Raw genomic sequence first — 24,204 nt, 5'->3', positions numbered from 1 at the left:
GCGCCGCCGGCAGCCACCCGGGCTGCCGCGCCGGCCGTACCCCGGTATGGCCCGTGCGGCACCTGGACGGCAGGCCGGCTGCCGGCTTCCAGGCTTTCTTACCCGCTTAAGGACACTCAGCTATGGCAACCATTCATGTCGACGTCGTCTCCGCGGAAGAGTCCATCTTCTCGGGTGAGGCGAAATTCGTCGCGCTGCCGGGCGAGGCGGGCGAACTGGGCATCCTGCCGCAGCACACGCCGCTGATCACCCGCATCAAACCGGGTGCGGTGCGCATCGAGCGTGCGGACAACGGCGAAGAAGAGTTCGTGTTCGTCGCCGGCGGCATCCTCGAGGTGCAGCCGAACGCGGTGACCGTGCTGGCCGACACCGCCATCCGCGGCAAGGACCTCGACGAGGCCAAGGCCGCCGAGGCCCAGCGCCTGGCCGAGGAGGCGATGAAGAACGCCAAGAGCGACATCGACTTCGCCAAGGCGCAAAGCGAGTTCGCGACCATGGCCGCGCAGATCGCGGCGCTGCGCCGCTTCCGCCGCAAGAAGTAAGCCTCGTCGTGCGCGGCTGGCGCCGCGCCAGCCTTTCAGCCAGAGGACGCCCGCCAGCCGCCAGGCTCGCGGGCGTCGTCGTTTTCGGGGCGCGCCACGTGAGGGGCGCGGGTGCGCGCAGCGACGTCAGCGCACGTGCGGCCGGTCGGCCAGCTCGTTGACGCCGGCCTGGCCGGCCGGCAGCGGGAAGTGCTGCACCAGCAGTTCGGTGACCGCGTCGATGGCCCGGTTCAGGCCTTCCTCGATGCGCCCGGCGCGGAAGGTGTCGCACATGCCGTGCACGATCGCGTCCCACTGCCCCTGGTCGACGCGCCGCGCCAGCGCCCGGTCGGCGACGATCTCGATGCGGTGCTCGACCAGCAGCAGGTAGATCAGCACGCCGTTGTTGTCCTCTGTGTCCCAGACCTGCAGCTTGCCGAACATCGTCAGCGCCCGTTCGCGCGCGTCGGCATTGCGCCACAGGTAGCTCATCGGCAGGCTGCCCTCGATGCACAGACGGATCTCGCCGGTGTGCCGCGCCTCGCTGGCCTGCACGCGCTGCTCGAGCCGCTGCAGGGCGTCCTCGCCGAGCAGCCTGCGCGTGTCGGCCTCGTCCCACCAGCGGTGCCTGAGGATGCGCATCAGCTTGTTCATGGTCTCACCATCCTCCGGACGCGCCGCCGCCGCCGAAGCCCCCGCCCCCGCCGGACGAGAAGCCGCCGCCTCCGCCCCCGAACCCGCCGCCGAAGCCGCCTCCACCGCCGCCACCCCAGATGATGGGCGTGCGGTGGCGCGTGCCCAGGCCCTGGCCGGGCCGCGGGCGCACGCCGATGCCCAGCACCAGCACCAGGATCACGACGAGCACCGCGGTGACCAGGCCGAAGGCGAGGCTGGCGGTGGAGAACCAGCCGAGTGCGCCCAGCGCTCCGCCGGTGGCGACCGCGCCCAGGCGCCGGCCGAAGATGCCGGTCAGCATCGTGCCGATGATCGGGGTGCCGACGAACAGCAGCACCACCAGGTCCTCGACCTGGATGCCGTCGTCGCCGCGCGCGCCACGCTTGCCGGGCTCGGGCAGGCCTTCGCCCGCGATCAGCGCGGCGAGCTGGTCGATCGCGGCGGAGATGCCGCCGGCGAAGTCGTCGCGCCGGAACGCGGGCGTCATCGCGCGGTCGATGATGCGCCGCGCCGCCAGGTCGGGGATCGCGCCTTCGAGCGCGCGCGCCACCTCGATGCGGATGCGCCGGTCGTTCTTGGCGATCACCAGCAGCACGCCGTCGCCGACCTCCTTGCGGCCGATCTTCCAGGTGTCGGCCACGCGCCAGGCGTAGGCGGCGATGTCCTCGGGCTGGGTGGTGGGCACCATCAGCACGACGATCTGGCTGCCGTGGGTGGTCTCGACCGCCTCCAGCTGCGCTTCCAGCCGGGCGCGGTCGGCCTGCGACAGCGTGCCGGTCTGGTCGATCACGCGCGCGGTCAGCTCGGGCACCGGCAGCACGTCCTGCGCGCCGGCCGTGCCCAGCCACAGCGCCAGCCCGAGCGCCGGCAGCAGGCGGCCCCACAGGGCCCGCAGCACGCCCTTCATCACGCCGTCCTCAGCGGGAGGGGCCGAAGTCCACCGTCGGGGGCACGGAGATCGCCGCCTCGTTGGCCACGCTGAAGTTGGGCTTGGGCTGGTAGCTGAACACCATCGCGGTCAGGTTGGTCGGGAAGCTGCGCGCCAGGGTGTTGTACTGCTGCACCGCCTTGATGTAGTTGTTGCGCGCCACCGTGATGCGGTTTTCCGTGCCTTCCAGCTGCACGCGCAGGTCCTGGAAGGCCTGGTTGGCCTTCAGGTTGGGGTAGGCCTCGCTGACCGCCATCAGCCGCGACAGCGCGCTCGACAGCTCGCCCTGGGCCTGCTGGAAGCGGTTGAAGGCTTCCGGGTTCTGCAGGGTTTCCGGCGTGACCTGGATCGAGGTGGCCTTGGCGCGCGCCTCGATCACGCGCGTGAGCGTCTCCTGCTCGAAGTTGGCCTCGCCCTTGACGGTGGCGACGATGTTGGGGATCAGGTCGGCCCGGCGCTGGTACTGGTTGAGCACTTCGGACCAGGACGCGTTGACCTGCTCGTCCAGGCGCTGGAACTCGTTGTAGCCGCAGCCGGTCAGCCCCAGAACCAAGCCCAGGGTCACCAGCCAGCGGGTCATGCGTTGCACGCTCATCGTCACCTCCTGAAAGTCGATCGAGGCCGAGATGAGGGGCACCCCGGCCGGGTTCAATGGTTGGGCCCCATTGTGCCGGCACCCGCCGGCTTCGACCGGAGAAAACGCAAAAGGACGGGGCGGCGGCTACATCCCGGCCGGGGTGCCGGAGGCGGCCGGCGCCGCCGGCTGCCAGTGCGCCAGGCGGTCCTTCAGCGGGCGTCGCTGCGCGGACGTCAGCCCGCGCATGCCGCCCACGATCCGGGCGAGCGCGGCACGGTCGACCTCGCCTGCGGCACGCCAGCGCGCCAGCTGCGCATCGGGGCTGCGCAGCAGGCTCGCGAGCCACGCGGCTTCCAGCGGCGTGAGCTGCCGCGCCGGCTTGCCGAGCAGGTGGCGTGCTGCCGCCTCGGCGCCGCAGGTGCCCTCGCCCCAGGGGGCGAGCGACAGGTACAGCTCCAGGATGCGCGCCTTGCCGAGCGTGCGCTCCATCTCGACCGCGTAGAGCAGCTCGCGCAGCTTGCGCACGTGGCTGCGGTCGCTGCCGGTGTAGGCCAGCTTGGCCAGCTGCTGCGTCAGCGTGCTGGCCCCGCGCGTCGGTGCGCCGTCGCGCTGGTTGCGCCGCCAGGCGGCCGCCATCTCGACCGGGTCGTAGCCGCGATGTTCGTGGAAGCGCTGGTCCTCGGCGGCGATCACCGCCTGCGGCAGCCAGGGGCCGGGGTCGCCGGCGGGTTGGGGGCGGGTGCAGTGCGATGCCGGGGTGGCGGTGCGCAGGGCCTCGGTGCCCAGCCCGGCGACCTCGAAGCCGTCGACCTGCGTGGATAGCTGCACCGTGCCGTCCGGCAGCCGCGCGCGCAGCTGCACGATCGCGCGGCCGTCGATGCGCGCGCGCTGCAGCTCCGGGATGCCGGGGCCGAACAGCGCGTAGTACTGCGCGATTGGCGCCTGCTGCAGGTGCAGCTGCACCGCCAGCGCCGCGTCGGACAGCTCGCCGCGCCAGGTGCCGCGGATCATCCGGTCGCCCTGGCCCAGGCCCACCGTGCCGTGGAACCGGTTCTGGCCCTCGCGGCGCAGCGTCCAGGCCACCCGCTCCAGCGCCACCGGCGTGTCGCCCAGCGCCGGCAGGTGCAGCGTGCAGGGCTCGCAGCGCCCGTAGAGGGTGTGCCCGTCGGCGTAGCGCTGCCAGCTCAGCTCGCCGAACCGCGTCCGCCAGCGGCGCCCGTCGAGCAGCCACATGCCGACCGGGTGGGTGGCCGCGCGGACCAGTGCCGGCACGCTGAGCGCGCGCTCGACGGGGCCGAGGCGCACCGTCACCGCCCAGTCGTCGGGCCCGGCCTGCCAGGCACGCAGCAGCAGCGCGGCAGCGGCGACCGTGAGCCCGACCAGCGTCAGCAGCATCGCGCCGATGCGAAGCAGCCAGCGTCGCGTGCGTGTCGCCGTCATCGCAGGGACGCCCCGGCAGGGCCCGGGCCGCGGGATGCGAGCGGCAAGCGGTCGGTGCCCGCGTCGCCGACCGGGGGGAGGCCGGGGCGCACGGGCGCTGCGGCGTGGCCATCGGCGCGCGGCGGGTTCCAGGTGGCCAATGCGAGCGTGGCGAGGGTGGCGATGACGAGCGCGGGCCACAGGTTCCCCTGGCGCGCGGCGGCTTGGCGATCGTGCATGCGGTGGCTCCTCGTGCGGCGTGCCCCGGCGGTGGGGGCGCGACGGTCACGAGGATGGCCCTCGTGCTCGAAGGCCGTTCGAAGCACGGGCGAACGGATCGTGAAGTCGGCGTGAAATCGCGCGGGCCGGCTCAGCGCGCGAGCGGCAGCGACAGCGTGGCCACCGCGCCGCCTTCCGGTGCGTTGTGCAGGCTGGCGCGGCCGTCGTGCAGCTCGGCCACTTCCTTGACGAAGGCCAGGCCCAGCCCGGTGCTCTTCTTGCGGCCGTGTGGGCGCGCCAGCGAATAGAACTTCTCGAACACGCGGCCCTCGGCGTAGGCGGGGATGCCCGGGCCCTGGTCGGTGACGACCACGTCCACCTGGCGGCGCCCCGGGCGCAGCGCGAGCCGCACCACCTGCCCGGGCGAGGAGAAGTCGATCGCGTTGTCGACCAGGTTGGTGATCGCGCGGCGCAGCAGGAAGGCGTCGCCTTCGACGACGGCGTGCGGCAGCGTGCCGTCGAGCTCGACCGTCACCTGGCGCGGGGCGGCGGCGGCCTGCGCGCTGGCCGCGATCTCCTCGAGCAGCGGCTTGAGGGCCACCGGCGCGACCTGGTCGAGCCGGCGCCGCGTCTCCAGCGAGGCGAGCTCGAGCATGCGGTCGACCAGCTCCTGGACGCGCTGCGTCTCGCGCGTGATGTTGGCGAGGAAGCGCTGGCGGTCGGCCTCGGGCATCGGCTCCTGCAGCAGCTCGGAGGCACCGCGGATCGCCGACAGCGGGCTCTTGACCTCGTGGGTGAGCGTCTGCACGTAGTCGGCCACGTAGCTGCGCCCGGCCAGCGCGTCGCGCATCTCGTCGTAGGCGGCGCGCAGCATGCCGGCCGCGCGCCGCGCCAGCCGCAGCGGGTGGAAGCCGCGCTGGGCGCGCACGTAGCGCGCGTAGTCGGCGATCAGCCCGAACGGGCGCACCAGCCACACCGACAGGATCACCGCCAGCACCAGCACCGCGGCCACCGAGGTCGCGCCCACGAGGATGGTCTTGCGGCGCGCCGCCTCGATGAACTGGCCCAGGCTCTGCACCGGCTTGCCGACCGTGACCACGCCGACGATCTCGTCGTGCAGTCGGATCGGCGCGGCCACGTACATCACCGCGGTGCGCGGGTCGCGGGGCACGTCCGGCGTGGTGCGCGCGCCGTAGCGGCCTTCCAGCGTCAGCTTCACGTCGCGCAGGTGCAGGAAGTTGGCGTTCTCGTGCCGGCCGGTCGAGTCGTAGATCACGCGCCCGGTGCGGTCGGTCACGTAGGCGCGCAGCTCGACGCGGGTCTTGAGGAACCCGTAGATGCTGGCCTCGAAGCGCCTGGCCTGCAGCTCGCGGAACAGCGGTGCCAGCCCGGAGACGTCCAGCGTGCCGTCCTGCTCGGACTGCTCGACGAGCGTGGCGAGCAGGTGGGCGGTCTCGACCAGCGATTCCTCGGCCGACTCGCGGTAGCGCGGGTCGATGTCCTCCAGCAGGCGCAGCATCAGCATGCCGACGCCCAGCACGTAGACGAGCAGGATGCCGATGAAGATGCGATTGCGCTTGCTCACGGGGCCAGCGTCGCCGGCAGGTCCTCGGCCAGCGCGTAGCCGGCGCCGCGGTGGGTGCGTATCGGGTCCAGGTGCGGGGCGACCGCGCGCAGCTTGGCGCGCAGCGTCTTCACGTGCGCGTCGACGGTGCGGTCCAGGCTCTCGCCGGGGTCGTCCCAGACCAGCTCGAGCAGCGCGTCGCGCGTGTAGACATGGCCGGGGCGCGCCACCAGCGTCTTGAGCAGCCCGTACTCGTAGCGCGACAGCTCGAGCGCATGGCCGTAGTAGCGGATCTGCCGGCGCCCCTCGTCGACCTGGAACGGCGGGGGCGGCGCATCCGGGGCGCGCGGCTGTTCCTGGCGGCCGGCGCGGCGCAGGATGGTGCGCACCCGCGCGACCAGCTCGCGCGGCGAGAACGGCTTGGCCACGTAGTCGTCGGCGCCCAGCTCCAGGCCCACCACGCGGTCGATCTCGTCGCTGCGTGCGGTCAGGAAGACGATGGGCAGGTCCCACTGCGCGCGCACGCGCTTGAAGATCTCGAAGCCGTTGTGGTCCGGCAGGCCGACGTCCAGCAGCATCAGCGCCGGCAGCGGCGGCTGCTGCAGCTGCTCCAGCGCGGCAGCGCCGGTGGCGCACCACAGCGGCTCGAAACCGTCGGTGCGCAGCGCGTAGGACAGCGTGTCGGCGATGCCAGGCTCGTCCTCGACGATCAGGATGCGGGGTTTGGCGGGCAGCATGGCTGCCAGGATGATACGGCCGCCCGGCGATAATCCGCTGATGTTTGCCCCGCTCCAGAACGACACTTTCCTGCGCGCGCTGCTGCGCCAGCCGACCGAGTACACGCCGGTGTGGCTGATGCGGCAGGCCGGCCGCTACCTCCCCGAATACAACGCCACCCGGGCCCGCGCGGGCAGCTTCATGGGGCTGGCGACGAATCCGGACTTCGCCACCGAGGTCACGCTGCAGCCGCTGGAGCGCTACGCGCTGGATGCGGCCATCCTGTTCAGCGACATCCTCACGGTGCCCGACGCGATGGGCCTGGGGCTGAGCTTCGCGGCCGGCGAAGGCCCGCGCTTCGCGCACCCGGTGCGCGACGAGCAGGCGGTGGCGCAGCTGGCCGTGCCCGACATGGCGAAGCTGCAGTACGTGTTCGACGCGGTGACCAGCATCCGCCGCGCGCTCGGCGGCCGGGTGCCGCTGATCGGCTTCTCGGGCAGTCCCTGGACGCTGGCCTGCTACATGGTCGAAGGCGGCAGCTCGAGCGACTACCGCCTGGTCAAGACCATGTTGTACCAGCGGCCCGACCTGATGCACCGCATCCTCCAGGTCAACGCCGACGCGGTGGCGGCCTACCTGAACGCCCAGATCGACGCCGGCGCCCAGGCGGTGATGATCTTCGACTCCTGGGGCGGCGTGCTGGCCGATGGCGCGTTCCAGACCTTCAGCCTGGCCTACACCCAGCGGGTGCTGCAGCAGCTGAAGAAGGAACATGCCGGCCAGCGCATCCCGCGCATCGTGTTCACCAAGGGCGGCGGGCCGTGGCTGGAGGCGATTGCCGCGATCGACACCGACGCGGTGGGGGTGGACTGGACCGTCAACCTCGGCCAGGCGCGCGCGCGCGTCGGCCACCGGGTGGCGCTGCAGGGCAACCTGGACCCGGCGGTGCTGTTCGCCTCGCCGGAGCAGATCCGCGCCGAGGTGGAGCGCACGCTGGACAGCTTCGGCGCGCCCGCCAACCCCGACGGCAGCCACGCGGGCCACGTGTTCAACCTGGGGCACGGGATCAACCAGTTCACCCCGCCGGAGCACGTCGCGGTGCTGGTCGACGCGGTGCACGAGCACTCGCGCCGGATCCGGGCCCGGTGAGCACCCGCTCGCCCTATCAAGGGCGGGCACGCAACCTGGTGTTGCGGGGGTATCCAGACCGCTTCCGCAAGCGGGGATAACCCGAAAATCTGCGCTGTTCCGCTTGACTTATCCCCAAAACCGGCGTTGGAGGCTCACACCGCCCGTCTTGACGCAAAGCAACATGACGAGCCGAGGTGTGTGCGCTAAGTTGTTGATTTTATTGAGGGTCGCGGATTGCGTCGTGGTGCGGCAATCCAACCCAAAGGTTGATGCCACAAGCATTTAGCGCGCGTTTGCGCAGCTTGCCCACAAAGTTTTCCACAGGTTCCGTGGATAGCTCCAAAAGCCTTTCCGAATCAACCGCTTACGCCGCAAAGTTGAGAGACTGGGAGAAATGACAGTGCTAACTCCTCCCTCCCGGGCCGCCACGCTGCGGTGCACCACGGCCCCCCGCTGAGCGGACATGCCGACCGTTGCCGTCGTCGTCGACACCCCCCAGCACAGCACGGTGCGCGGGCCGCTGAGCTACGCGGCCGACGAGGCGCTGCCGGCCGGCGCGCTGGTGCAGGTGCCGCTGGGCCGGCGCACGGTGTGCGGCATCGTCTGGCCGGCCGGCGCGGAGGAGGAGCCCGGCGTCGAGCTCAAGCCCGTGGCCGGCGTGCTGCGCTCGCTGCCGCCGCTGCCGGCGTCCTGGTGCCGCCTGGTCGAGTTCGCCGCCGGCTACTACCAGCGCAGCGTCGGCGAGGTGGCGCACGCCGCGCTGCCGGCCGAGCTGCGCAAGCTCGACGACGCGCAGCTGGCGCAGCGCCTGAAGAAGCTGGCCAAGCTGGCCCCGGCCGGCGGGCCGGCGCCGCAGCTGCCTGAACTCACCGAGGAGCAGGTGCGCGCGCTGGAGGCGCTGGCGCAGGGCGGGGCGCCGACCGCGCTGCTGCATGGCAGCACCGGCAGCGGCAAGACCGAGGTCTACCTGCGCGCGGTCGCGCAGGCGCTGCAGGCCGGGCGCCAGGCGCTGGTGCTGGTGCCCGAGATCAACCTGACGCCGCAGCTGGAGGCGCGCTTTGCCGAGCGCTTCCCGGACCGCCTGATCGTCTCGCTGCACAGCGGCCTGACGCCGGCGCAGCGACTGCGCCACTGGCTGGCCGCGCACCTGGGGCGCGCCGACATCGTGCTGGGCACCCGCATGGCGGTGTTCGCCTCGCTGCCGCGGCTGGGGCTGGTGGTGGTCGACGAGGAGCACGACCCGTCCTACAAGAGCCAGGAAGGCGCGCGCTACTCGGCGCGTGACCTGGCCGTCTACCGCGGCAAGCTCGAAGGTGCCACGGTGCTGCTCGGCTCGGCCACGCCCTCGCTGGAGAGCTGGTACCAGGCCCAGCGCGGGCGCTACCTGAAGCTGTCGATGCCCACGCGCATCGGCGGCGGCGCGCTGCCGCGCGTGCGGCTGGTCGACATGAACCACGTGCCCAAGGAGGCCGCGTTCAGCCATGCGCTGTCGCCGCCGCTGATGGAGGCACTGCAGCAGCGCCTGGCGCGCGGCGAGCAGAGCCTGGTGCTGCTCAACCGGCGCGGCTATGCGCCGGTGCTGCAGTGCCTGGAATGCGCCTGGAAGAGCGGCTGCCCGCACTGCAGCGCCTGGCGGGTGTTCCACCGCAGCGACCGCACGCTGCGCTGCCACCACTGCGGCTACACCGAGCGCGTGCCGCGCGCCTGCCCGGAATGCGGCAACCCGGACATCCAGCCGCTGGGCCGCGGCACCGAGCGGCTGGAGGAGCAGCTCGCGGTCAGCCTGCCCGGTGCGCGGGTGGCGCGCATCGACGCCGACACCACGCGGCTCAAGGGCACGCTGGAGAGCCAGCTCGCCAGCGTGCATGCCGGCGAGGTCGACGTGCTGGTCGGCACGCAGATGGTGGCCAAGGGGCACGACTTCCGGCGCGTCACGCTGGTCGCCGCGGTCAACCCGGACGCCGCGCTGTTCAGCAGCGACTTCCGTGCCGGCGAGCGCCTGTTCGCGCTGCTGATGCAGGCCGCGGGCCGTGCCGGGCGCGACGCGGCCCAGGCCGGGCGCAGCGAGATGCTGATCCAGACCTGGCACCCGACCCACCCGCTGTATGCGGCGCTGCGCGCGCACGACTACGAGGCCTTCGCCGCCGAGACCCTGGGCGAGCGCGAGATGGCGGGCCTGCCGCCGCATGCGCACCTGGCGCTGCTGCGCGCCGAGGCGCGCACCCAGGAGGCGGCGCAGGCCTGGCTGCAGGACGCGGCCCGGGTGGCCGACGAGCTCGGCGCGGCCGCGGCCGGGGTCACGCTGTATCCGCCGGTGCCGATGAGCATCGCGCGCGTGGCCAACGTCGAGCGCGCGCAGATGCTGCTCGAGGCGGCGTCGCGCCCGGCCTTGCAGCGCCTGCTGTCGGCCTGGCTGCCCGAGCTGCATGGGCTGCGCGGCGCGCACAAGGGCCTGCTGCGCTGGGCGATCGACGTCGATCCGCTGGCGATCTGAGGCGGCGGCCGCCGGCCGGGCCGACTTGACCGGCAGGCCCGACACGGTATCGTTGCCCGCGTCGGATCACGGGAGTCCTCCATGTCATTCCAATTCCCCTCGAACGCGGCGCACAGCCTGATGCACATCGGCGACGCCTTGCGCAACCGTGCCGCGCTGCTGACGCTGCTGTGCTCCTGCGTCGGCGCGGCGGTGCTGTCGGGCATCGGCGTCGCGTCCGGCGTGCCGGTGCTGGCCGCGCTGTTCATGCTGGCCGGCTACGTGGTGCTGCTGCTCGGCGCCGTGACCGCCGGGCGCCAGTTCATGGACCAGGCGCAGGGCCGGCCGGTGTCGGCCACGCTGCCGGCCTTCCAGGCCAGCCCGCTGGTGGTGCTGCGCATGCTGGGGCTGCTGCTGATCCTGGGCGCGGTGGGGCTGGCCTGGGCCCTCGTCGCCGGCTTGCTGCTCTACCTGTGCCGCATCCCCGGCCTGGGCGGCCTGCTGCTGATCGTCGTGATGCCCGTGCTCACCTTCAGCGGCGTGATCGTCTTCCTGGGCATCTACGTGACGTGGTGCCTGTCGGCGCCGGCGCTGTTCGAAGGGCACACGCTCAAGCGCGCCCTGGCGCAGCTGTGGGCGGTGATCTCGCAGCGCCCGCTCGAGGCCTTCCTGCAACTGCTGCTGCTGTGCCTCGTCGTCGGCCTGGTCGTGACGCTGCTGGGCGGCTTCATCGGCATGGCCTTCTTCACCACCGTGGGGATGGCCACGGGCATCCTGGGCGAGGTGCCGATGGGCATGGGGATGAGGGACATGATGGGCGACTACGGCCAGCTGATGTCCGGCGGGCGGGTGTACGGCATGTTCATCGGCAGCGGCATCGTCTGGGCCGTGGTCGGCGTGGTGTTCGGGGCGCTGATGCTGTACGGCCTGTGCCTGACCTACCTGAAGCTCACCGACGGGCTGAACGTCGAGGCGGCCGAGGCTGCGTTCGAGTCGGCACTGGCGCGCACCCGCGAGAAGGCGCAGCAGGCGGCCGAGGAAGCGCGCCGCCGTGCCCAGGAGCTGCAGGAAGCCGCGCGGCAGCGTGCCGAGCAGGCCCGCCAGGCCGGCGACGCCTCGTCGTCGGCGGCGGCCGGCACGGGGGCGTCCGAGGCGCAGGCGCCGGCGGCCGCACCGGCCGAGCCGGCTGCGCAGGACCGCACGGTCATCGTCAGCGCGCCGCCGGCCGCGGCCGACACCGCGGCGCCGGCCGGGACGGCGCCCACCGACACCCCGCTGGCCGCACCGGCCTGCCCGGTGTGCCACGCACCGGTGGCGGCGGACGACGTGTTCTGCGGCGGCTGCGGCCACAAGCTCAAGGGCTGAGCGCCGGCCCCCGCGCGAGGATCGTCGCCGTTCAGGCGCCCGCGGCGGGGCGCCGGGCCGTGCCCAGCACCTCGCGCACCGTCTTCTCGTCCAACCCGGTCTCGCGCGCCAGCTGTGCGGCGCAACGCGTTGCAGCGGCGTCGACCAGCCAGGCCATCAGCCGCTGCGTCATGCGGCGGCGGCCCGGGATGCCGGTCAGGGCGGGCATCGCCGTGTGCCCGCAGCGCGCGCAGCGCCAGCGCGTGACGCGCACCGCCAGCCAGGTCGGGCGGCCGTCCTGCGGCAGGTCGCGCACCTGGCGCGTGAACAGGCCGTGGCGCACCATGCGCGTGCCGGGGCCGCAGTGTCCGCAGGACGGCGCGCAGTCCTCGGCGCGCCCGGCGATGCGCAGCGACCGGCCGCGCTCGTGCACCGTCTCGACGATGATCGGCAGCGCGCCGGGCGCGGGCGTCGTCGAGGCGTTCATCGCCATCGCCCTCAGGCGGCCGCGGGCCGCTGCGTCCAGGCCGCGAAGGCGGCGTCGACGACCTGCGGCGCACGGGCATGCCAACGGTTGAGGCCGCTGACGAGCGCGAGGATCGACGCGCTCAGGATGCTGGTGTGCACGCCGACGCCGTAGGCGCTGCCAGCCTCGCCCGGCCAGGCCAGTTCGACGAAGGCCACCGCGCTCGCGTCGGAGCCGCCCTGCAGCCCGCGCTCCTCGTAGCTGTCGATGCGCACCGGCAGGCCCAGCGCCTGCGCCGCCGCATCCAGCGGGCCGTTGCCGCGGCCATGCAGCTGCATGCGCTGGCCGCGCAGCTCCACGGTCAGCTGCACGTCCACATGCCCGTCGCGCTCGCGGCTGTCGTGCGCGACGTAGCGCAGCGGCTCGCGCGGCACGAGGTATTCCTCGCTGAACAGCTCCCACAGCGCCTGCGCGCTCAGCTCGGTGCCGGTGGCATCGGCCACCCGCTGGACCGCGGCGCTGAATTCCACCTGCAGGCGGCGCGGCATCACCAGCCCGTAGCCGGTCTCGAGCAGGAAGGCGATGCCGCCCTTGCCGGACTGGCTGTTGACCCGCACGATGGAGTCGTAGGTGCGGCCCACGTCCGCCGGGTCGATCGGCAGGTAGGGCACTTCCCAGTACGCATCCGCCCGCTGCGCCGCCATGCCCTTCCTGATCGCGTCCTGGTGCGAGCCCGAGAAGGCGGTGAACACCAGGTCGCCGACGTACGGATGGCGCGGGTGGATGGGCAGCTGGGTGCATTCCTCGACGGTGCGCGCGACCGCGTTGATGTCGGAGAAGTCCAGCCCCGGGTGCACGCCCTGGCTGTAGAGGTTGAGCGCCAGCGTCACCAGGTCCACGTTGCCGGTGCGCTCGCCGTTGCCGAACAGGCAGCCCTCGACGCGGTCGGCGCCGGCCATCACCGCGAGTTCCGCAGCCGCCACGGCCGTGCCGCGGTCGTTGTGCGGGTGCACGCTCAGCACGATGCTGTCGCGGCGCTTGAGGTGGCGGTGCATCCACTCGACCTGGTCGGCGTAGATGTTGGGCGTGCTCATCTCCACCGTGGCCGGCAGGTTCACGATGGCCTTGCGCTCGGGCGTGGGCTGCCACACGTCCATCACCGCGTCGACCACGTCCTTGGCCACCGGCAGCTCGGTGCCGCTGAACACCTCGGGGCTGTACTGGAACACCCACTCGGTCTCGGGCTGGCGCGCCGCATGTTCCTTGATCAGGCGGGCGTTGCGCACCGCGAGCTCGCGCACCTGGTCGGGCGTCATGTTGAAGACGATGCGGCGAAAGGCCGGCGCGGTGGCGTTGTACATGTGCACGATCGCGCGCCGCGCGCCGCGCAGCGACTCGAAGGTGCGCGCGATCAGGTCCTCGCGTGCCTGGGTCAGCACCTCGATCGTGACGTCCTCGGGGATGCGGTCTTCCTCGATCAGCTTGCGCACGAAGTCGTAGTCGATCTGCGAGGCCGAGGGGAAGCCGACCTCGATCTCCTTGACGCCCACGCGCACGATGGTCTCGAACAGGCGCATCTTGGTGGCCACGTTCATCGGCTCGAACAGCGCCTGGTTGCCGTCGCGCAGGTCGGTGCTCATCCAGACCGGCGGGCGGGTGATGACGCGGTCGGGCCAGGTGCGGTCCTTCAGGCCGACGGGAGGGAAGGCGCGGTACTTGCGGCTGGGATCTTTCAACATGGTCGTGTGTTGCTGGTTCTGTCGGTGTCGATGCGGTTCAGGAACGCACGCGCGATGCAGGCGCGGCGGCGGCCTCGCAGGCATGGCCCGGCGGCCACGGGTTCAGGGCCGGGCCATGGATCGGTAGTCGCAGCAAGCACACGTCCGTCGCAGTCATGGTGTCGGAGGTCGGGAGAAGAACCGGGGCCGCAAAGCAAAACGGCCAGCGGGGAGGCGCTGGCCGTTTCAGGGGGAATTCGCTTCGGTTCGGTTAACGACGCACCCGGACGGGGCGAAGTTGGGCGGACGACCGCAGGCGACCCATGCCGGCCAGCACGGAGGTGGCTAGCAGGCCTAGCAGGAGGCTGAGGGTCAGGACGGTCATCATGGGCTCCAGTGTTCGCCTCTTCGGCGGGTTTGTCAATGCAGGATGGCGCACCGCACGTGCCAAGGTCGCGATGCGGTGCGCCCTCCGCACTCAGGCGCGCAGGTCGAAGCGGTCCAGGTTCATCACCTTGGTCCAGGCGGCGACGAAGTCCCGGACGAACTTCTCCGCGCCGTCGGTGCTGGCGTAGACCTCGGACAGGGCGCGCAGCACCGAGTTGGAGCCGAACACCAGGTCCACGCGCGTGGCGGTCCACTTCACCGCGCCGCCCCGGCGCTCGCGCACCTCGTACAGCTGGCGCTCCTCCGAGGTGGCCTTCCACTCGTAGGCCATGTCCAGCAGGTTGACGAAGTAGTCGGTGGTCAGCACGCCCGGGCGGTCGGTGAACACGCCGTGGCGGCTGCCGTCCCAGCTGGCGTCCAGGGCGCGCATGCCGCCGACGAGCACGGTCATCTCCGGCGCGGTCAGGGTCAGCAGCTGGGCCTTGTCTACCAGCAGGTGCTCGGCCGGCACCGCCGAAGGCGCCTTGAGGTAGTTGCGGAAGCCGTCGGCGAACGGCTCCAGGTAGCCGAAGGATTCCACGTCGGTCTGCTCCTGGAGGGCGTCCACACGGCCCGGCGCGAACGGCACCTCGACGTGGAAGCCGGCGTCCCTGGCCGCCTGCTCGATCGCCACGCCGCCGGCCAGCACGATCAGGTCGGCCAGCGACAGGGCGGTGTCCGGCTGCAGCCGCTCCAGCGCCTCCAGCGCCTTGACCGCGCGCTGGTTGACCTGCCAGCCGCGCTGCGGCTGCAGGCGGATGCGCGCGCCGTTGGCGCCGCCGCGCTTGTCGCCGCCGCGGAAGGTGGAGGCCGAGGCCCAGGCCAGGGTCACCAGGTCGCCCACCGGCAGGCCCAGGGCCTGGATCTTCGCCCTGGCGTCGGCGATGTCGGCCGCGGTGGGGTTGTGCACCGGCTTCGGCAGCGGGTCCTGCCAGATCAGGTCCTCGGCCGGCACCTCGGGACCGAGGTAGCGCGACTTCGGGCCCATGTCGCGGTGGGTCAGCTTGAACCAGGCGCGGGCGAAGGCGTTGGCGAAGGCCTGCGGATCGTCGCGGAAGCGGCGCGAGATCTTCCCGTAGACCGGGTCGAAGCGCAGCGCCAGGTCGGTGGTGAGCATGGTCGGGCGGCGCCTGGGGGAATCCGGTGTCGGGCCGGGGATGAACGCCTCGGCGTCCTTGGCCACCCACTGGTGCGCACCGGCCGGCGACCTGGTCAGCTCCCACTCGAAGTCGAACAGGTGCTTGAAGAAGTCGTTGCTCCACTGCGCCGGCGTGCTGGTCCAGGTCACCTCCAGGCCGGAGGTGATGGTGTCGGCGCCCTTGCCGGTGCCGAAGCTGTTGGCCCAGCCCAGGCCCTGCATCTCCAGGTCCGCGGCTTCCGGGTCGGGGCCGACGTGGCCGGCAGGGCCGGCGCCGTGGGTCTTGCCGAGGGTGTGGCCGCCGGCGATCAGGGCCACGGTCTCCTCGTCGTCCATGCCCATGCGCTTGAACGTCTCGCGGATGTCGTGCGCGGCCAGCACCGGGTCGGGGTTGCCGTCCGGGCCTTCCGGATTGACGTAGATCAGGCCCATCTGCACTGCGGCCAGCGGGTTCTCCAGCTTGCGGCTGTGGACCTTGCCGTCGGCGTCGTCCTCGGACACCAGCACGCTCTCGCCCTCGGGCTTGGGCACGCCCTCCGATCCGCGGGCGTAGCGCTCGTCGCCGCCCAGCCAGGTGCGCTCGCGGCCCCAGTACACGTCCTCGTCGGGTTCCCAGGTGTCCTCGCGGCCGGCGCCGAAGCCGAAGGTGCGGAAGCCGGCGTGCTCCAGGGCGACGTTGCCGGTCAGGATCATCAGGTCGGCCCAGGAGATCTTCTGCCCGTACTTCTGCTTGACCGGCCACAGCAGGCGGCGGGCCTTGTCCAGGCTGACGTTGTCGGGCCAGGAGTTGAGCGGGGCGAAGCGCTGCTGGCCACGGCCGCCGCCGCCGCGGCCGTCACCGACGCGGTAGGTGCCGGCGCTGTGCCAGGCCATGCGGATCATCAGGCCCACGTAGCTGCCGAAGTCGGCCGGCCACCAGTCCTGCGAATCGGTCATCAGGTCCAGCAGGTCCTTCTTCAGCGCGTAGTAGTCCAGCTTCCGGAACTCCTCGCGGTAGTTGAAGTCACGGCCTAGCGGATTGGACTTCTCGGAATGCTGGCGCAGCAGCTCCAGGCGCAGCTGGTGGGGCCACCAGTCCCGGTTCGTGGTGCCACGGGTGGCGGCGCCGTGATGGAAGGGGCATTTGGATTCGTTCGACATGCGGGGCTCTCTTCGTCGGTGGGTCGAGGGGGCTGCGTTGCGGGCGTCGGATCAGTGCGTGGCAGCGAGATGCGCCAGGATGTCGAGCAGGGTGTCGATCACGGCGTTGCTCCTGTTGCGAATGACCACGGCGGCCGGTGTCAGCAGGTTAGGAGCTTCCGTCGTTTACGTAAAGGCAATTACATTTATCCTGTCGATAGGATTTATCGTGTGGCCCGACGCGGCCGGCGGGCCAGGCGCGAACGCCGGCTCAGGCCGGCTGGGCGTGGAACAGGCGCACCGCGAACGAGAAGCTGAGGAAGGCCAGCGCGGTGGTCCAGAGGATGATGCGGGCGACGCGCCCGTTGTCGGCGCCGTAGCGTTCCGCCAGCAGCGAGACGTTGCTCGCCGAGGGCAGGGCAGCGGCCAGCACCAGCACGGCCAGCGCGAAGCGTTCCAGCGGGGCGCCGGCCTGGATGAACAGCCAGCCCATGCCGAACACCAGCAGCGGGTGCACCAGCAGCTTGATCGCCACCACCGGCGCGAAATGCCTGAGCGGCGTGCGCCGGCTGCCGGCCTGGTTGGAACGCCACAGCACGGCACCGATCGTGAACAGCGCCACCGGCGTGGCCGAGGAGGCGAGCATCCGCACGATCTCGTCCAGCGGGCCGGGCAGCGTCCACTGCATCTCGGAGAACAGCGCACCCAGCCCGATCGACCAAGGCAGCGGGTTGGCCAGCGCGCCGCGCAGGGCCTGCCGCAGGCCCTGGCGCCCGTTGCCCGCGCCCTCGCTTTGCGCCAGCGCCAGGCACAGCGAGCTGGTGAGCACCATGTCGACCAGCATCGTCATGATCACCGCGCCGGCCGCGCGCTCGCCCATCAGCGCCACCAGCAGCGGCACGCCCATGAAGCCGGTGTTCGGGAAGGCCGCCACCAGCGCGCCGAAGGACGCGTCCTTCAGGCCCAGCCCCAGCGCGCGCGACTGCCAGATGGTCAGTGCGACGACCAGCACCGCGCAGCCGCCGTACAGCGCCAGCCACACCGGGTTGAGCAGCTCGGCGATCGGCGTGTTGGCGCCGAAGCGAAACAGCATGCACGGCAGCGCGAAGAACAGCACGTAGGCGTTCAGCCCGGGGATGGCCGCTTTCGGCAGCACGCGCCGTTGCGCGGCGAGGTAGCCGCACAGGACCAGCGCGAAGAAGGGGAAGGTGACCTGGAAAATCGCCTGCATGCGGGCGCGAGTATCGCAAGGCGCGCGCCGGGCCTGCCTGAACGAAGGCTGAACATGTCACGCGCGCGCCACGCCCGGCATGGCCCGGCCGTGCAGCGCGTCACGCCCCGCCCGCCAGCGGGTGCGGGCGGCTTGGCTATGATGGCGCGCTTGCCGGCCGCCGGTGCGTGAGGCACCGCGCGGCCGGCCTTCCCTGACCGAACCGCAACCGGCGGCCTCGCCGCCGGCCCGCGTTGCCGTTCCCTGAGCTTTCCGTTCCCGCTTCCGTGTCCGCACCAGCCACGCTCAATCCTGCCCAGCTCGAAGCCGTCCACTACCTGCAGGGGCCCTGCCTCGTCCTGGCCGGCGCGGGCTCGGGCAAGACCCGCGTGATCACGCACAAGATCGCGCGGCTGCTGCAGGCCGGCTACGCGCCGGGGCAGATCGCGGCCATCACTTTCACGAACAAGGCCGCCGAGGAAATGCGCGAGCGCGCCAAGGACCTGGTCGGCCCGCGTGCGGCCAAGCACCTGGTCATCAGCACCTTCCACTCGCTGGGCGTGCGCCTGCTGCGCGAGGACGGCCAGCGGCTGGGGCTGAAGCCGCAGTTCTCCATCCTCGACAGCGACGACGTGCTGTCCATCCTGCGCGATGCGGGCGGCACCACCGACGCCGCGCTGGCGCGGCGCTGGCAATGGGCCATCAGCCTGTGGAAGAACCAGGGCCTGACCAGCGAGCAGGCCGAGGCCGCGGCGCGGGACGACGACGAGCGCGTCGCCGCGCGGGTGATGAAGCTGTACGAGGAACGGCTGCTGGCCTACCAGGCGGTGGACTTCGACGACCTGATCGGCCTGCCGCTGAAGCTGCTGCAGCGCGACGCCGAGGCGCGCGCGAAGTGGCAGGACACGCTGCGCTACGTCCTCGTCGACGAGTACCAGGACACCAACGCGGTGCAGTACGAGCTGCTCAAGGCGCTGGTCGGCGAGCGCGGCATGTTCACCGCGGTGGGCGACGACGACCAGTCGATCTACGGCTGGCGCGGCGCGACCATCGAGAACCTCAAGCGCCTGCCGCAGGACTTCCCGCAGCTCAAGATCATCCCGCTGGAGCAGAACTACCGCTCCACCGGCAACATCCTGCGCGCGGCCAACAACGTCATCGCCGCCAATCCCAAGCTGTTCGAGAAGAAGCTGTGGAGCGAGTACGGCGACGGCGAGCCGGTGCGCGTGATGGAGTGCGACAACGAGGAGCACGAGGCCGAGCGCGCGGTGGCGCGCATCCAGTCGATCCGCGCCGGCGCGACCACGCAGGCGCCGGCCGAGTGGAGCGACTTCGCGATCCTCTACCGCGCCAACCACCAGGCCCGCGTGCTGGAGCAGGCGCTGCGCAAGGCGCAGATCCCGTACAAGGTGTCGGGCGGGCAGAGCTTCTTCGACCGCGCCGAGATCAAGGACCTGTGCGCCTGGCTGCGGCTGCTGGTCAACAACGACGACGACCCGGCGTTCCTGCGCGCGGTGACCACGCCCAAGCGCGGCATCGGGCACCAGACGCTGGCCAACCTGGGCGAGTTCGCCGCGAAGTGGAAGGTCAGCCTGTTCGAGGCGCTGTTCGCCGATTCGCTGTCCACCGCGGTGAGCGCGCGCGCGATCGGCTCGCTGCACGAGTTCGGCCGCTACGTGAACGACCTCGAGTACCGCTTCCGCCACACCCTGGGTGCCGAGGCGGCCAAGCCGGTGCTGCTCGAGTGGCTCAAGGAGATCGGCTACGAGCAGCACCTCTACGACGGCGAGGACAACGAGAAGATCGCCGCCAACCGCTGGCAGAACGTGCTGGACTTCATCGACTGGGTCGCGCGCCGCTGCGGCGGGCAGCTCGAGACCGAGGGCGGCATCACCGAGGAGACCGAGCGCAAGAGCATCCTCGAGGTCGCGCAGTCGATCTCGGTGATCCTGAGCCTGGCCGAGCGCGGCGGCGACAGCAACGTCGTGACGCTGTCGACGCTGCACGCCTCCAAGGGGCTGGAGTGGCCGCACGTGGTGCTGGTCGGCGTCAACGAGGGGCTGCTGCCCTTCAAGAGCGAGGACGAGGAGATGACGCCGCAGCGCCTGGAGGAGGAGCGTCGCCTGATGTACGTGGGCATCACCCGCGCGCGCCAGACCCTCGTGGTCAGCACGCTGCGGCGCCGCAAGAAGGGCCGCGAGTACGTGCAGGGCATCCCGAGCCGCTTCATCGCCGAGATGAAGCTCGACGAGAAGACCATGAAGGAAGACCCGCGCGAGAAGCTCAAGGCGCTGCGCGCCGAGTTCGCACGGCGCGCGGCGCAGTCCAAGGCGGCGTAGCGCGCAAGGCGGGCTCCGGGTTCCTGCCCTGCCGGGCCGGGCTCGAAGATGCTAGAACGCGGGCAGCTTCACCACCGTCGCTCGTGCCGCATGCCCCGGACCCTCTCGCCCGACCCCCGCTGGTTGCTCCTTGCCGTCGTCGTCAGCGCCGCGCTGACCATCGCCGGCGGCAGCGGCGGGCCGGGGCCCGGGTGGCTGCCGTGGGTCTTCAAGCCGCTGACCACGCTGCTGGTGATCGCCTACGCCGCGACCCGAGCGGGGGACGTGCCGCGGCGCCGGCGCTGGGTGCTGGCCGGGCTGGCATGGTCGCTGGCCGGCGACGTGGCGCTGCTGTGGCCGCAGTCCGGCTTCATCTTCGGGCTGGTGTCCTTCCTGATCGCGCACCTGTGCTACGTCGCCGCGTTCACGGCCACGACGCGGTTTGGCGCTTCCCCGTCGGCGTTCGCCACCTACGCGGTGGTGTCGGCGGCGATCCTGTCGCAGCTGTGGCCGCACGTGCCGGCGGGACTGCGGCTGCCGGTGCTGGCCTACGTCGTGTGCCTGGCGGCGATGGCCGCGCAGGCGGCCGCCTGGTGGTGGACCTGCCCGCCCGGCAGCGGCCGCCGCGGGGCGGGGCTGGCCGCGGTCGGCGGCGCGCTGTTCCTTGCATCGGACACGCTGCTGGCGTTCAACAAGTTCGCCGAGCCGCTGCCGCTGGCCTCGCTGTGGGTGCTGTCGACCTACTGGAGCGCGCAGTGGTGCATCGCCTCGGCGCTGCGCCCCCGCGCGGCCGGCTGAGGCGCACTGCCGCTACAGGAAGCCCAGCACCCGCTGGCTGCCGAAGTTGACGAGGTTGGGCAGGATCGCGTCGAGCTGGGCGTCGCTGGCGCCGAACCAGCGCAGCAGCGTCGCGGCGTACTGGTCCACGCTGGTGGTCGGGATCCAGCGGCCGTGCTGCTCCCATTCGTGCAGGCCCACGTCGTCCGGCCCGCCCAGCACCAGCGTCGGGTAGGTGCCGTAGGTGGTGCGGCCCTTGACCGCGCCGCCCAGCACCAGGTGGTGGTTGCCCCAGGCGTGGTCGGTGCCGGTGCTGTTGTTGGGCTTGAAGGTGCGGCCGAAATCGCTCTGCGTGAACAGCGTCACCTGGTCGGCGCGGCCGATCGCCTTCATCGCGTTGTGGAAGCACGCCAGCGCGTCGCCCAGTTGCTGCAGCAGCGCGGCATGCTGGCCCTGCTGCGGGTTGCCGCTGCTGACCTGGTTGCCGTGGGTGTCGAAGCCGCCCAGCTGCGCGAAGAAGATCTGTCGGCTGCCCTGCACGGTGGCGTTGCCGTGGATCAGCTTGGCGATCTGGTACAGCTGCTGGCCAATGCCGGTGCTGACCTTGCCGTCGGCGATCAGCGGGGCAAACGCCTGCGTGAGCGCCGCCGGGGCGTTGACGTCGCCCGGCTGGGTCTTGACCAGCGCGCCCAGGCGGTTCGCGGTCGCGAAGGCGTCGCGCTGCTGGCGCGCGTAGGCATCGAGCAGCTTGTTCTGGTGGCCATCGGCGTACAGCGCCTCGAGCGCCGTCTTGCGCGCCGCGATCGGCGCCCAGCTCAGGTCGCCCAGCCCCTCGATGCCGAAGGTGGCGCCGGGGCCCGGCAGCACCAGCGGCGCCTGCAGCTCCGACAGCCCGAAGCGGCTGTTGCCGCCCACCGAGATCACCGGGTTGGTGGTGCCCAGCACCGCCGCCGCACGTCCGCCCCAGCCGGTGCGGGTGTGCGCGTGTGTGGTGGCGCTTTCCCACAGCACCTGCTGGTCCGAATGCGAGAACAGGTTGTCCGGGATCAGCGGCGAGGAGGCGGGCGCGGACCGGTACTCGCTCTTGGTCAGCGGCCGGTACAGCGGGCCGACGTTGAACACCGGCGCCAGCGCGCCTTCGTTCCAGGCGTCGGCCAGCGCCGACAGTGCCGGGTGCAGGCCGTAGTCGGTGCCGCTCAGGCGCAGCAGGGCCGACTGCGGCAGGGCCAGCGCGCCGCGCACGCCGGCGTACTGGTTGTAGCGCGTGGTGTCGAGCGGCACGATGGTGTTCATGCCGTCGTTGCCTCCGTACAGGAACACGCACACCAGCGCGCGGTAGTCCGCGGTCTGCGCGGCGCTGGGCGCGATCATCAGGCTCGTCAGGCTGGTCACGCCGAAGGCCGAGGCCAGCGTGCTGCCGGCGCACTGCAGCCAGCGGCGCCGGTTCATCGCCAGCCCGGGGGCGGGGGAAGACAGGGGCTTGCTCATCGTCTGGGCCTCACCGGATCACGTGGTACTGCGGGGCGCTGAACACCAGGTAGGCGGCGGTCTTGACGCGGTTGCGCAGGTGGCTGTTGTCGCGCGTGGGGTTGAACGCCGCCACCGCATTGATCACCTGGCTGCGCGCCTGCGGCGGCAGCGCCTGGCCCAGCGCCAGCCGCGAGAGCCGGTCGACCAGCCGGGCCGGATCCTCCGCGTCGGCATCGAAGGGCGACAGGTCCACCTTGGTGCCGATCGCGTCGGGCACGCTGCCGTTGGGCTGCGAGCCGCCCCAGTTGACGAGGTAGTTCACGTAGTTGATGCGCTGCAGGGCGCCGTTGGCGTTGTGGATGCCGAAGGCCGGACCGACCAGCCCGGTGCCCGGCACGGGGTAGTCCGGCGGGTAGAAGTTGAACACCGACGGGGCGCGGAACACGTGCTGGCGCAGCGTGTCGCCCCACCACCAGCCGAGCGCGTCGCCGTCGGTGCGGCCGTTGAGCGCGCGCAGCACGCCGGCCATCACCTGCGCCGGCTCGCGCAGGCGCCCGAAGTCGTTGCCCGGCGACTCGTTGCGTGCTTCAGGGTCAAGCAGGATGGCCGCCACCGTGGCGCGCAGGTCGCCGCGCTGGCCGTTGCCGAAGCCCTGGAAGCGGCCGCTCGCGAAGGCGCTGGCCACGCGCTGCACGTAGGCGGGCGAGGGGTTGCTGGTCACCAGGTGCTGGATCAGCTGCTTGCCGATGAAGGGCGCGATGTTGGGGTGCTGCATCAGGCTGTCGAGCACCGCCTCGAGCGCCTGCGGGGCAGTGTGCCCGGCCGGCAGCGAGACGCCGGACAGCAGCGTGCGCGGCTGCGTGTCGTGGAACGCCTCCACCGGCACCATGTCGCCCTCGTAGTAGCGGCAGTTGGTGCCGCGCGGCCAGCAGCCCCAAGGCGTGGCGCCGCCGGGCGGGTAGGTCCAGCCGGTCAGCGCGTAGGCGTAGGCGCGCACCGTCTCGTTGTCGTAGGTGGGCTGGCAGCTGCCGCCCTTGAGCGTGCCGTCGGCGTTGAGCTGGCAGGTGCCGATCGAGAACAGCTGCAGCAGCTCGCGCGCGAAGTTCTCGTTCGGCGCGGCCTTGTCGTTGTTGACGTTGTCCAGGTAGTCGCCCATCACCGGCGACAGCGCCACCTTGCGCAGCACGTTGCGGTAGTTGCCGAACGCCTCGTCGAGCAGCATGTTGTGGTAGTTGCGCAGCCCGTAGGTGCCTTCCACCTCGAGGTTCGACACCACCACGATCTGCTGCAGCGCGAACGCCACGCGCTGGCGCAGCTGGTCCGGCTTCTCGACCGCGTTGCGGTAGAAGTCCCACACCAGCGGGATGCTGGACGACCAGTCGCGCCAGCAGTTGGGGCCCCGCCCGTCGCAGAAGCTGCCCGAGCCGGTGTACTGGTGCACCGCGCCGTTGCCGCCGCTGGTGTAGCGCGACCTGGGCGCGGACATCTGCAGCGCGATCCAGCGCGCCGGGCCCTGGGTGCGGATCTCCTCGATCAGTGCCTCGGTCGGCCCGAAGCTGGCCTGGTCGGCCAGCCGCACCGCGTCGCGCAGCGTGGTCGGCTGCGCTTGCGGCAGCCCGCTGCCCGAGCCGGTGCCTCCACCGCCGCCGCCACTGCCGCCTTGCTGCGGAGGCGCAGTGTCACTTCCGCTGCCGCTTCCCCCGCCGCCGCAGGCGGCCAGCAGCGCGGCGAGCCCCAGCGCCAGATGTCGTTGTGCGCGATATGCGTGCGTTCCAAGTGTGACCCTCCGGCAGGAATGCGTCGGTCCTGCCTCAATTCGTCAACTGCCACTGACAAATGCAGTCCACTGCGCAACCGGGTGTTTCCGGCGCGGGGTGTTCAGGCGCGCGGGGTTACGGTTGGACAAGGATGGCCAGGGATGAACGCAAGAACGGGACCCGGAGAGTGGGTAAATCGGTCCCAGCGCGAGTGCTTTCGAGCGTGAGTGAGCGACC

The 24,204-nt window shown here is 71.7% G+C and carries 19 protein-coding genes; 6 read left to right on the top strand and 13 right to left on the bottom strand.

Translation table 11 applies throughout. The annotated features are described in order from the left end of the window. Positions 1 to 122 precede the first annotated feature (122 nt). Positions 123 to 542: a F0F1 ATP synthase subunit epsilon gene (locus IS481_RS16370; RefSeq protein ID WP_104356235.1), complete on the top strand. Its 420-nt coding sequence runs from the start codon at positions 123 to 125 to the stop codon at positions 540 to 542. Between the two features lie 126 nt (positions 543 to 668). Here IS481_RS16370 and IS481_RS16365 read toward each other — a convergent pair whose 3' ends face one another. From IS481_RS16365 to creB, 7 genes are all read right to left on the bottom strand, one after another. Next, complete coding sequence (locus IS481_RS16365; protein ID WP_104356234.1) at positions 669 to 1,175, bottom strand: TPM domain-containing protein; 507 nt, start codon at positions 1,173 to 1,175, stop codon at positions 669 to 671. Positions 1,176 to 1,179: 4 nt separating this feature from the next. After that, positions 1,180 to 2,103 (bottom strand): TPM domain-containing protein, encoded by a 924-nt coding sequence (locus IS481_RS16360; RefSeq protein ID WP_104356233.1) that lies wholly within the window; start codon positions 2,101 to 2,103, stop codon positions 1,180 to 1,182. Positions 2,104 to 2,113: 10 nt separating this feature from the next. Then, positions 2,114 to 2,719 carry a LemA family protein gene (locus IS481_RS16355; protein ID WP_104356422.1) on the bottom strand — a complete coding sequence of 202 codons (606 nt, stop codon included), beginning with the start codon at positions 2,717 to 2,719 and terminating at the stop codon, positions 2,114 to 2,116. A 126-nt stretch (positions 2,720 to 2,845) separates the two neighbouring features. Further along, positions 2,846 to 4,141 (bottom strand): biosynthetic peptidoglycan transglycosylase, encoded by a 1,296-nt coding sequence (locus tag IS481_RS16350; protein WP_104356232.1) that lies wholly within the window; start codon positions 4,139 to 4,141, stop codon positions 2,846 to 2,848. Beyond that, complete coding sequence (locus tag IS481_RS16345; protein WP_104356231.1) at positions 4,138 to 4,359, bottom strand: hypothetical protein; 222 nt, start codon at positions 4,357 to 4,359, stop codon at positions 4,138 to 4,140. Before IS481_RS16345 ends, IS481_RS16350 begins: the two co-directional genes overlap by 4 nt. A 131-nt stretch (positions 4,360 to 4,490) precedes the next feature. Next, positions 4,491 to 5,924 (bottom strand): two-component system sensor histidine kinase CreC, encoded by a 1,434-nt coding sequence (gene creC, locus IS481_RS16340; RefSeq protein WP_104356230.1) that lies wholly within the window; start codon positions 5,922 to 5,924, stop codon positions 4,491 to 4,493. Next, complete coding sequence (gene creB / locus IS481_RS16335) at positions 5,921 to 6,640, bottom strand: two-component system response regulator CreB (RefSeq protein WP_132764679.1); 720 nt, start codon at positions 6,638 to 6,640, stop codon at positions 5,921 to 5,923. The genes creC and creB overlap by 4 nt, the downstream gene beginning before the upstream one ends. Before the next feature lie 40 nt (positions 6,641 to 6,680). Here creB and hemE point away from each other — a divergent pair, with 40 nt between their 5' ends. The 3 genes from hemE to IS481_RS16320 all read left to right on the top strand — a co-directional run bounded on the left by hemE (position 6,681) and on the right by IS481_RS16320 (position 11,589). Continuing rightward, positions 6,681 to 7,769, top strand: a complete 1,089-nt coding sequence (hemE, locus tag IS481_RS16330; protein ID WP_104356229.1) for a uroporphyrinogen decarboxylase — start codon at positions 6,681 to 6,683, stop codon at positions 7,767 to 7,769. A 445-nt stretch (positions 7,770 to 8,214) separates the two neighbouring features. Continuing rightward, entirely contained in the window at positions 8,215 to 10,245 is a 2,031-nt protein-coding gene (locus IS481_RS16325) for a primosomal protein N' (RefSeq protein ID WP_104356228.1), read from the top strand. Positions 10,246 to 10,326: 81 nt separating this feature from the next. After that, positions 10,327 to 11,589 (top strand): zinc ribbon domain-containing protein, encoded by a 1,263-nt coding sequence (locus IS481_RS16320; protein WP_132764674.1) that lies wholly within the window; start codon positions 10,327 to 10,329, stop codon positions 11,587 to 11,589. 31 nt (positions 11,590 to 11,620) lie between these two features. On the opposite strand, the gene IS481_RS16315 is transcribed toward IS481_RS16320, so the two are convergent. From IS481_RS16315 to IS481_RS16300, 4 genes are all read right to left on the bottom strand, one after another. Next, positions 11,621 to 12,055: a transposase family protein gene (locus tag IS481_RS16315; protein ID WP_165908666.1), complete on the bottom strand. Its 435-nt coding sequence runs from the start codon at positions 12,053 to 12,055 to the stop codon at positions 11,621 to 11,623. Positions 12,056 to 12,066: 11 nt separating this feature from the next. Further along, on the bottom strand, positions 12,067 to 13,773 hold the full coding sequence (gene leuA, locus IS481_RS16310; protein ID WP_104356225.1) for a 2-isopropylmalate synthase: 1,707 nt from the start codon (positions 13,771 to 13,773) through the stop codon (positions 12,067 to 12,069). 457 nt (positions 13,774 to 14,230) lie between these two features. Further along, complete coding sequence (katG, locus tag IS481_RS16305) at positions 14,231 to 16,456, bottom strand: catalase/peroxidase HPI (RefSeq protein ID WP_104356224.1); 2,226 nt, start codon at positions 16,454 to 16,456, stop codon at positions 14,231 to 14,233. Positions 16,457 to 16,706: 250 nt separating this feature from the next. After that, positions 16,707 to 17,666: an AEC family transporter gene (locus tag IS481_RS16300; RefSeq protein WP_104356223.1), complete on the bottom strand. Its 960-nt coding sequence runs from the start codon at positions 17,664 to 17,666 to the stop codon at positions 16,707 to 16,709. A 266-nt stretch (positions 17,667 to 17,932) separates the two neighbouring features. Here IS481_RS16300 and IS481_RS16295 point away from each other — a divergent pair, with 266 nt between their 5' ends. Continuing rightward, complete coding sequence (locus IS481_RS16295; RefSeq protein ID WP_104356222.1) at positions 17,933 to 19,984, top strand: ATP-dependent helicase; 2,052 nt, start codon at positions 17,933 to 17,935, stop codon at positions 19,982 to 19,984. A 90-nt stretch (positions 19,985 to 20,074) separates the two neighbouring features. Beyond that, positions 20,075 to 20,761, top strand: coding sequence for a lysoplasmalogenase (locus tag IS481_RS16290; RefSeq protein WP_170067436.1), 687 nt, complete (start codon positions 20,075 to 20,077; stop codon positions 20,759 to 20,761). A 12-nt stretch (positions 20,762 to 20,773) separates the two neighbouring features. Here IS481_RS16290 and IS481_RS16285 read toward each other — a convergent pair whose 3' ends face one another. Together IS481_RS16285 and IS481_RS16280 are read right to left on the bottom strand one after the other, a co-directional pair. Next, positions 20,774 to 22,228, bottom strand: a complete 1,455-nt coding sequence (locus IS481_RS16285; RefSeq protein WP_232529342.1) for a DUF1501 domain-containing protein — start codon at positions 22,226 to 22,228, stop codon at positions 20,774 to 20,776. Positions 22,229 to 22,238: 10 nt separating this feature from the next. Next, positions 22,239 to 23,789 (bottom strand): DUF1800 domain-containing protein, encoded by a 1,551-nt coding sequence (locus IS481_RS16280; RefSeq protein ID WP_232529340.1) that lies wholly within the window; start codon positions 23,787 to 23,789, stop codon positions 22,239 to 22,241. Between the last annotated feature and the right edge of the window lie 415 nt (positions 23,790 to 24,204).

The sequence above is a fragment of the Caldimonas thermodepolymerans genome, assembly GCF_015476235.1.
Classification (GTDB): Bacteria; Pseudomonadota; Gammaproteobacteria; order Burkholderiales; family Burkholderiaceae_C; genus Caldimonas; species Caldimonas thermodepolymerans.
The sequence above is the reverse complement of the archived record's forward strand: the minus strand, read 5'-3'. Positions and strand labels throughout refer to the sequence as shown.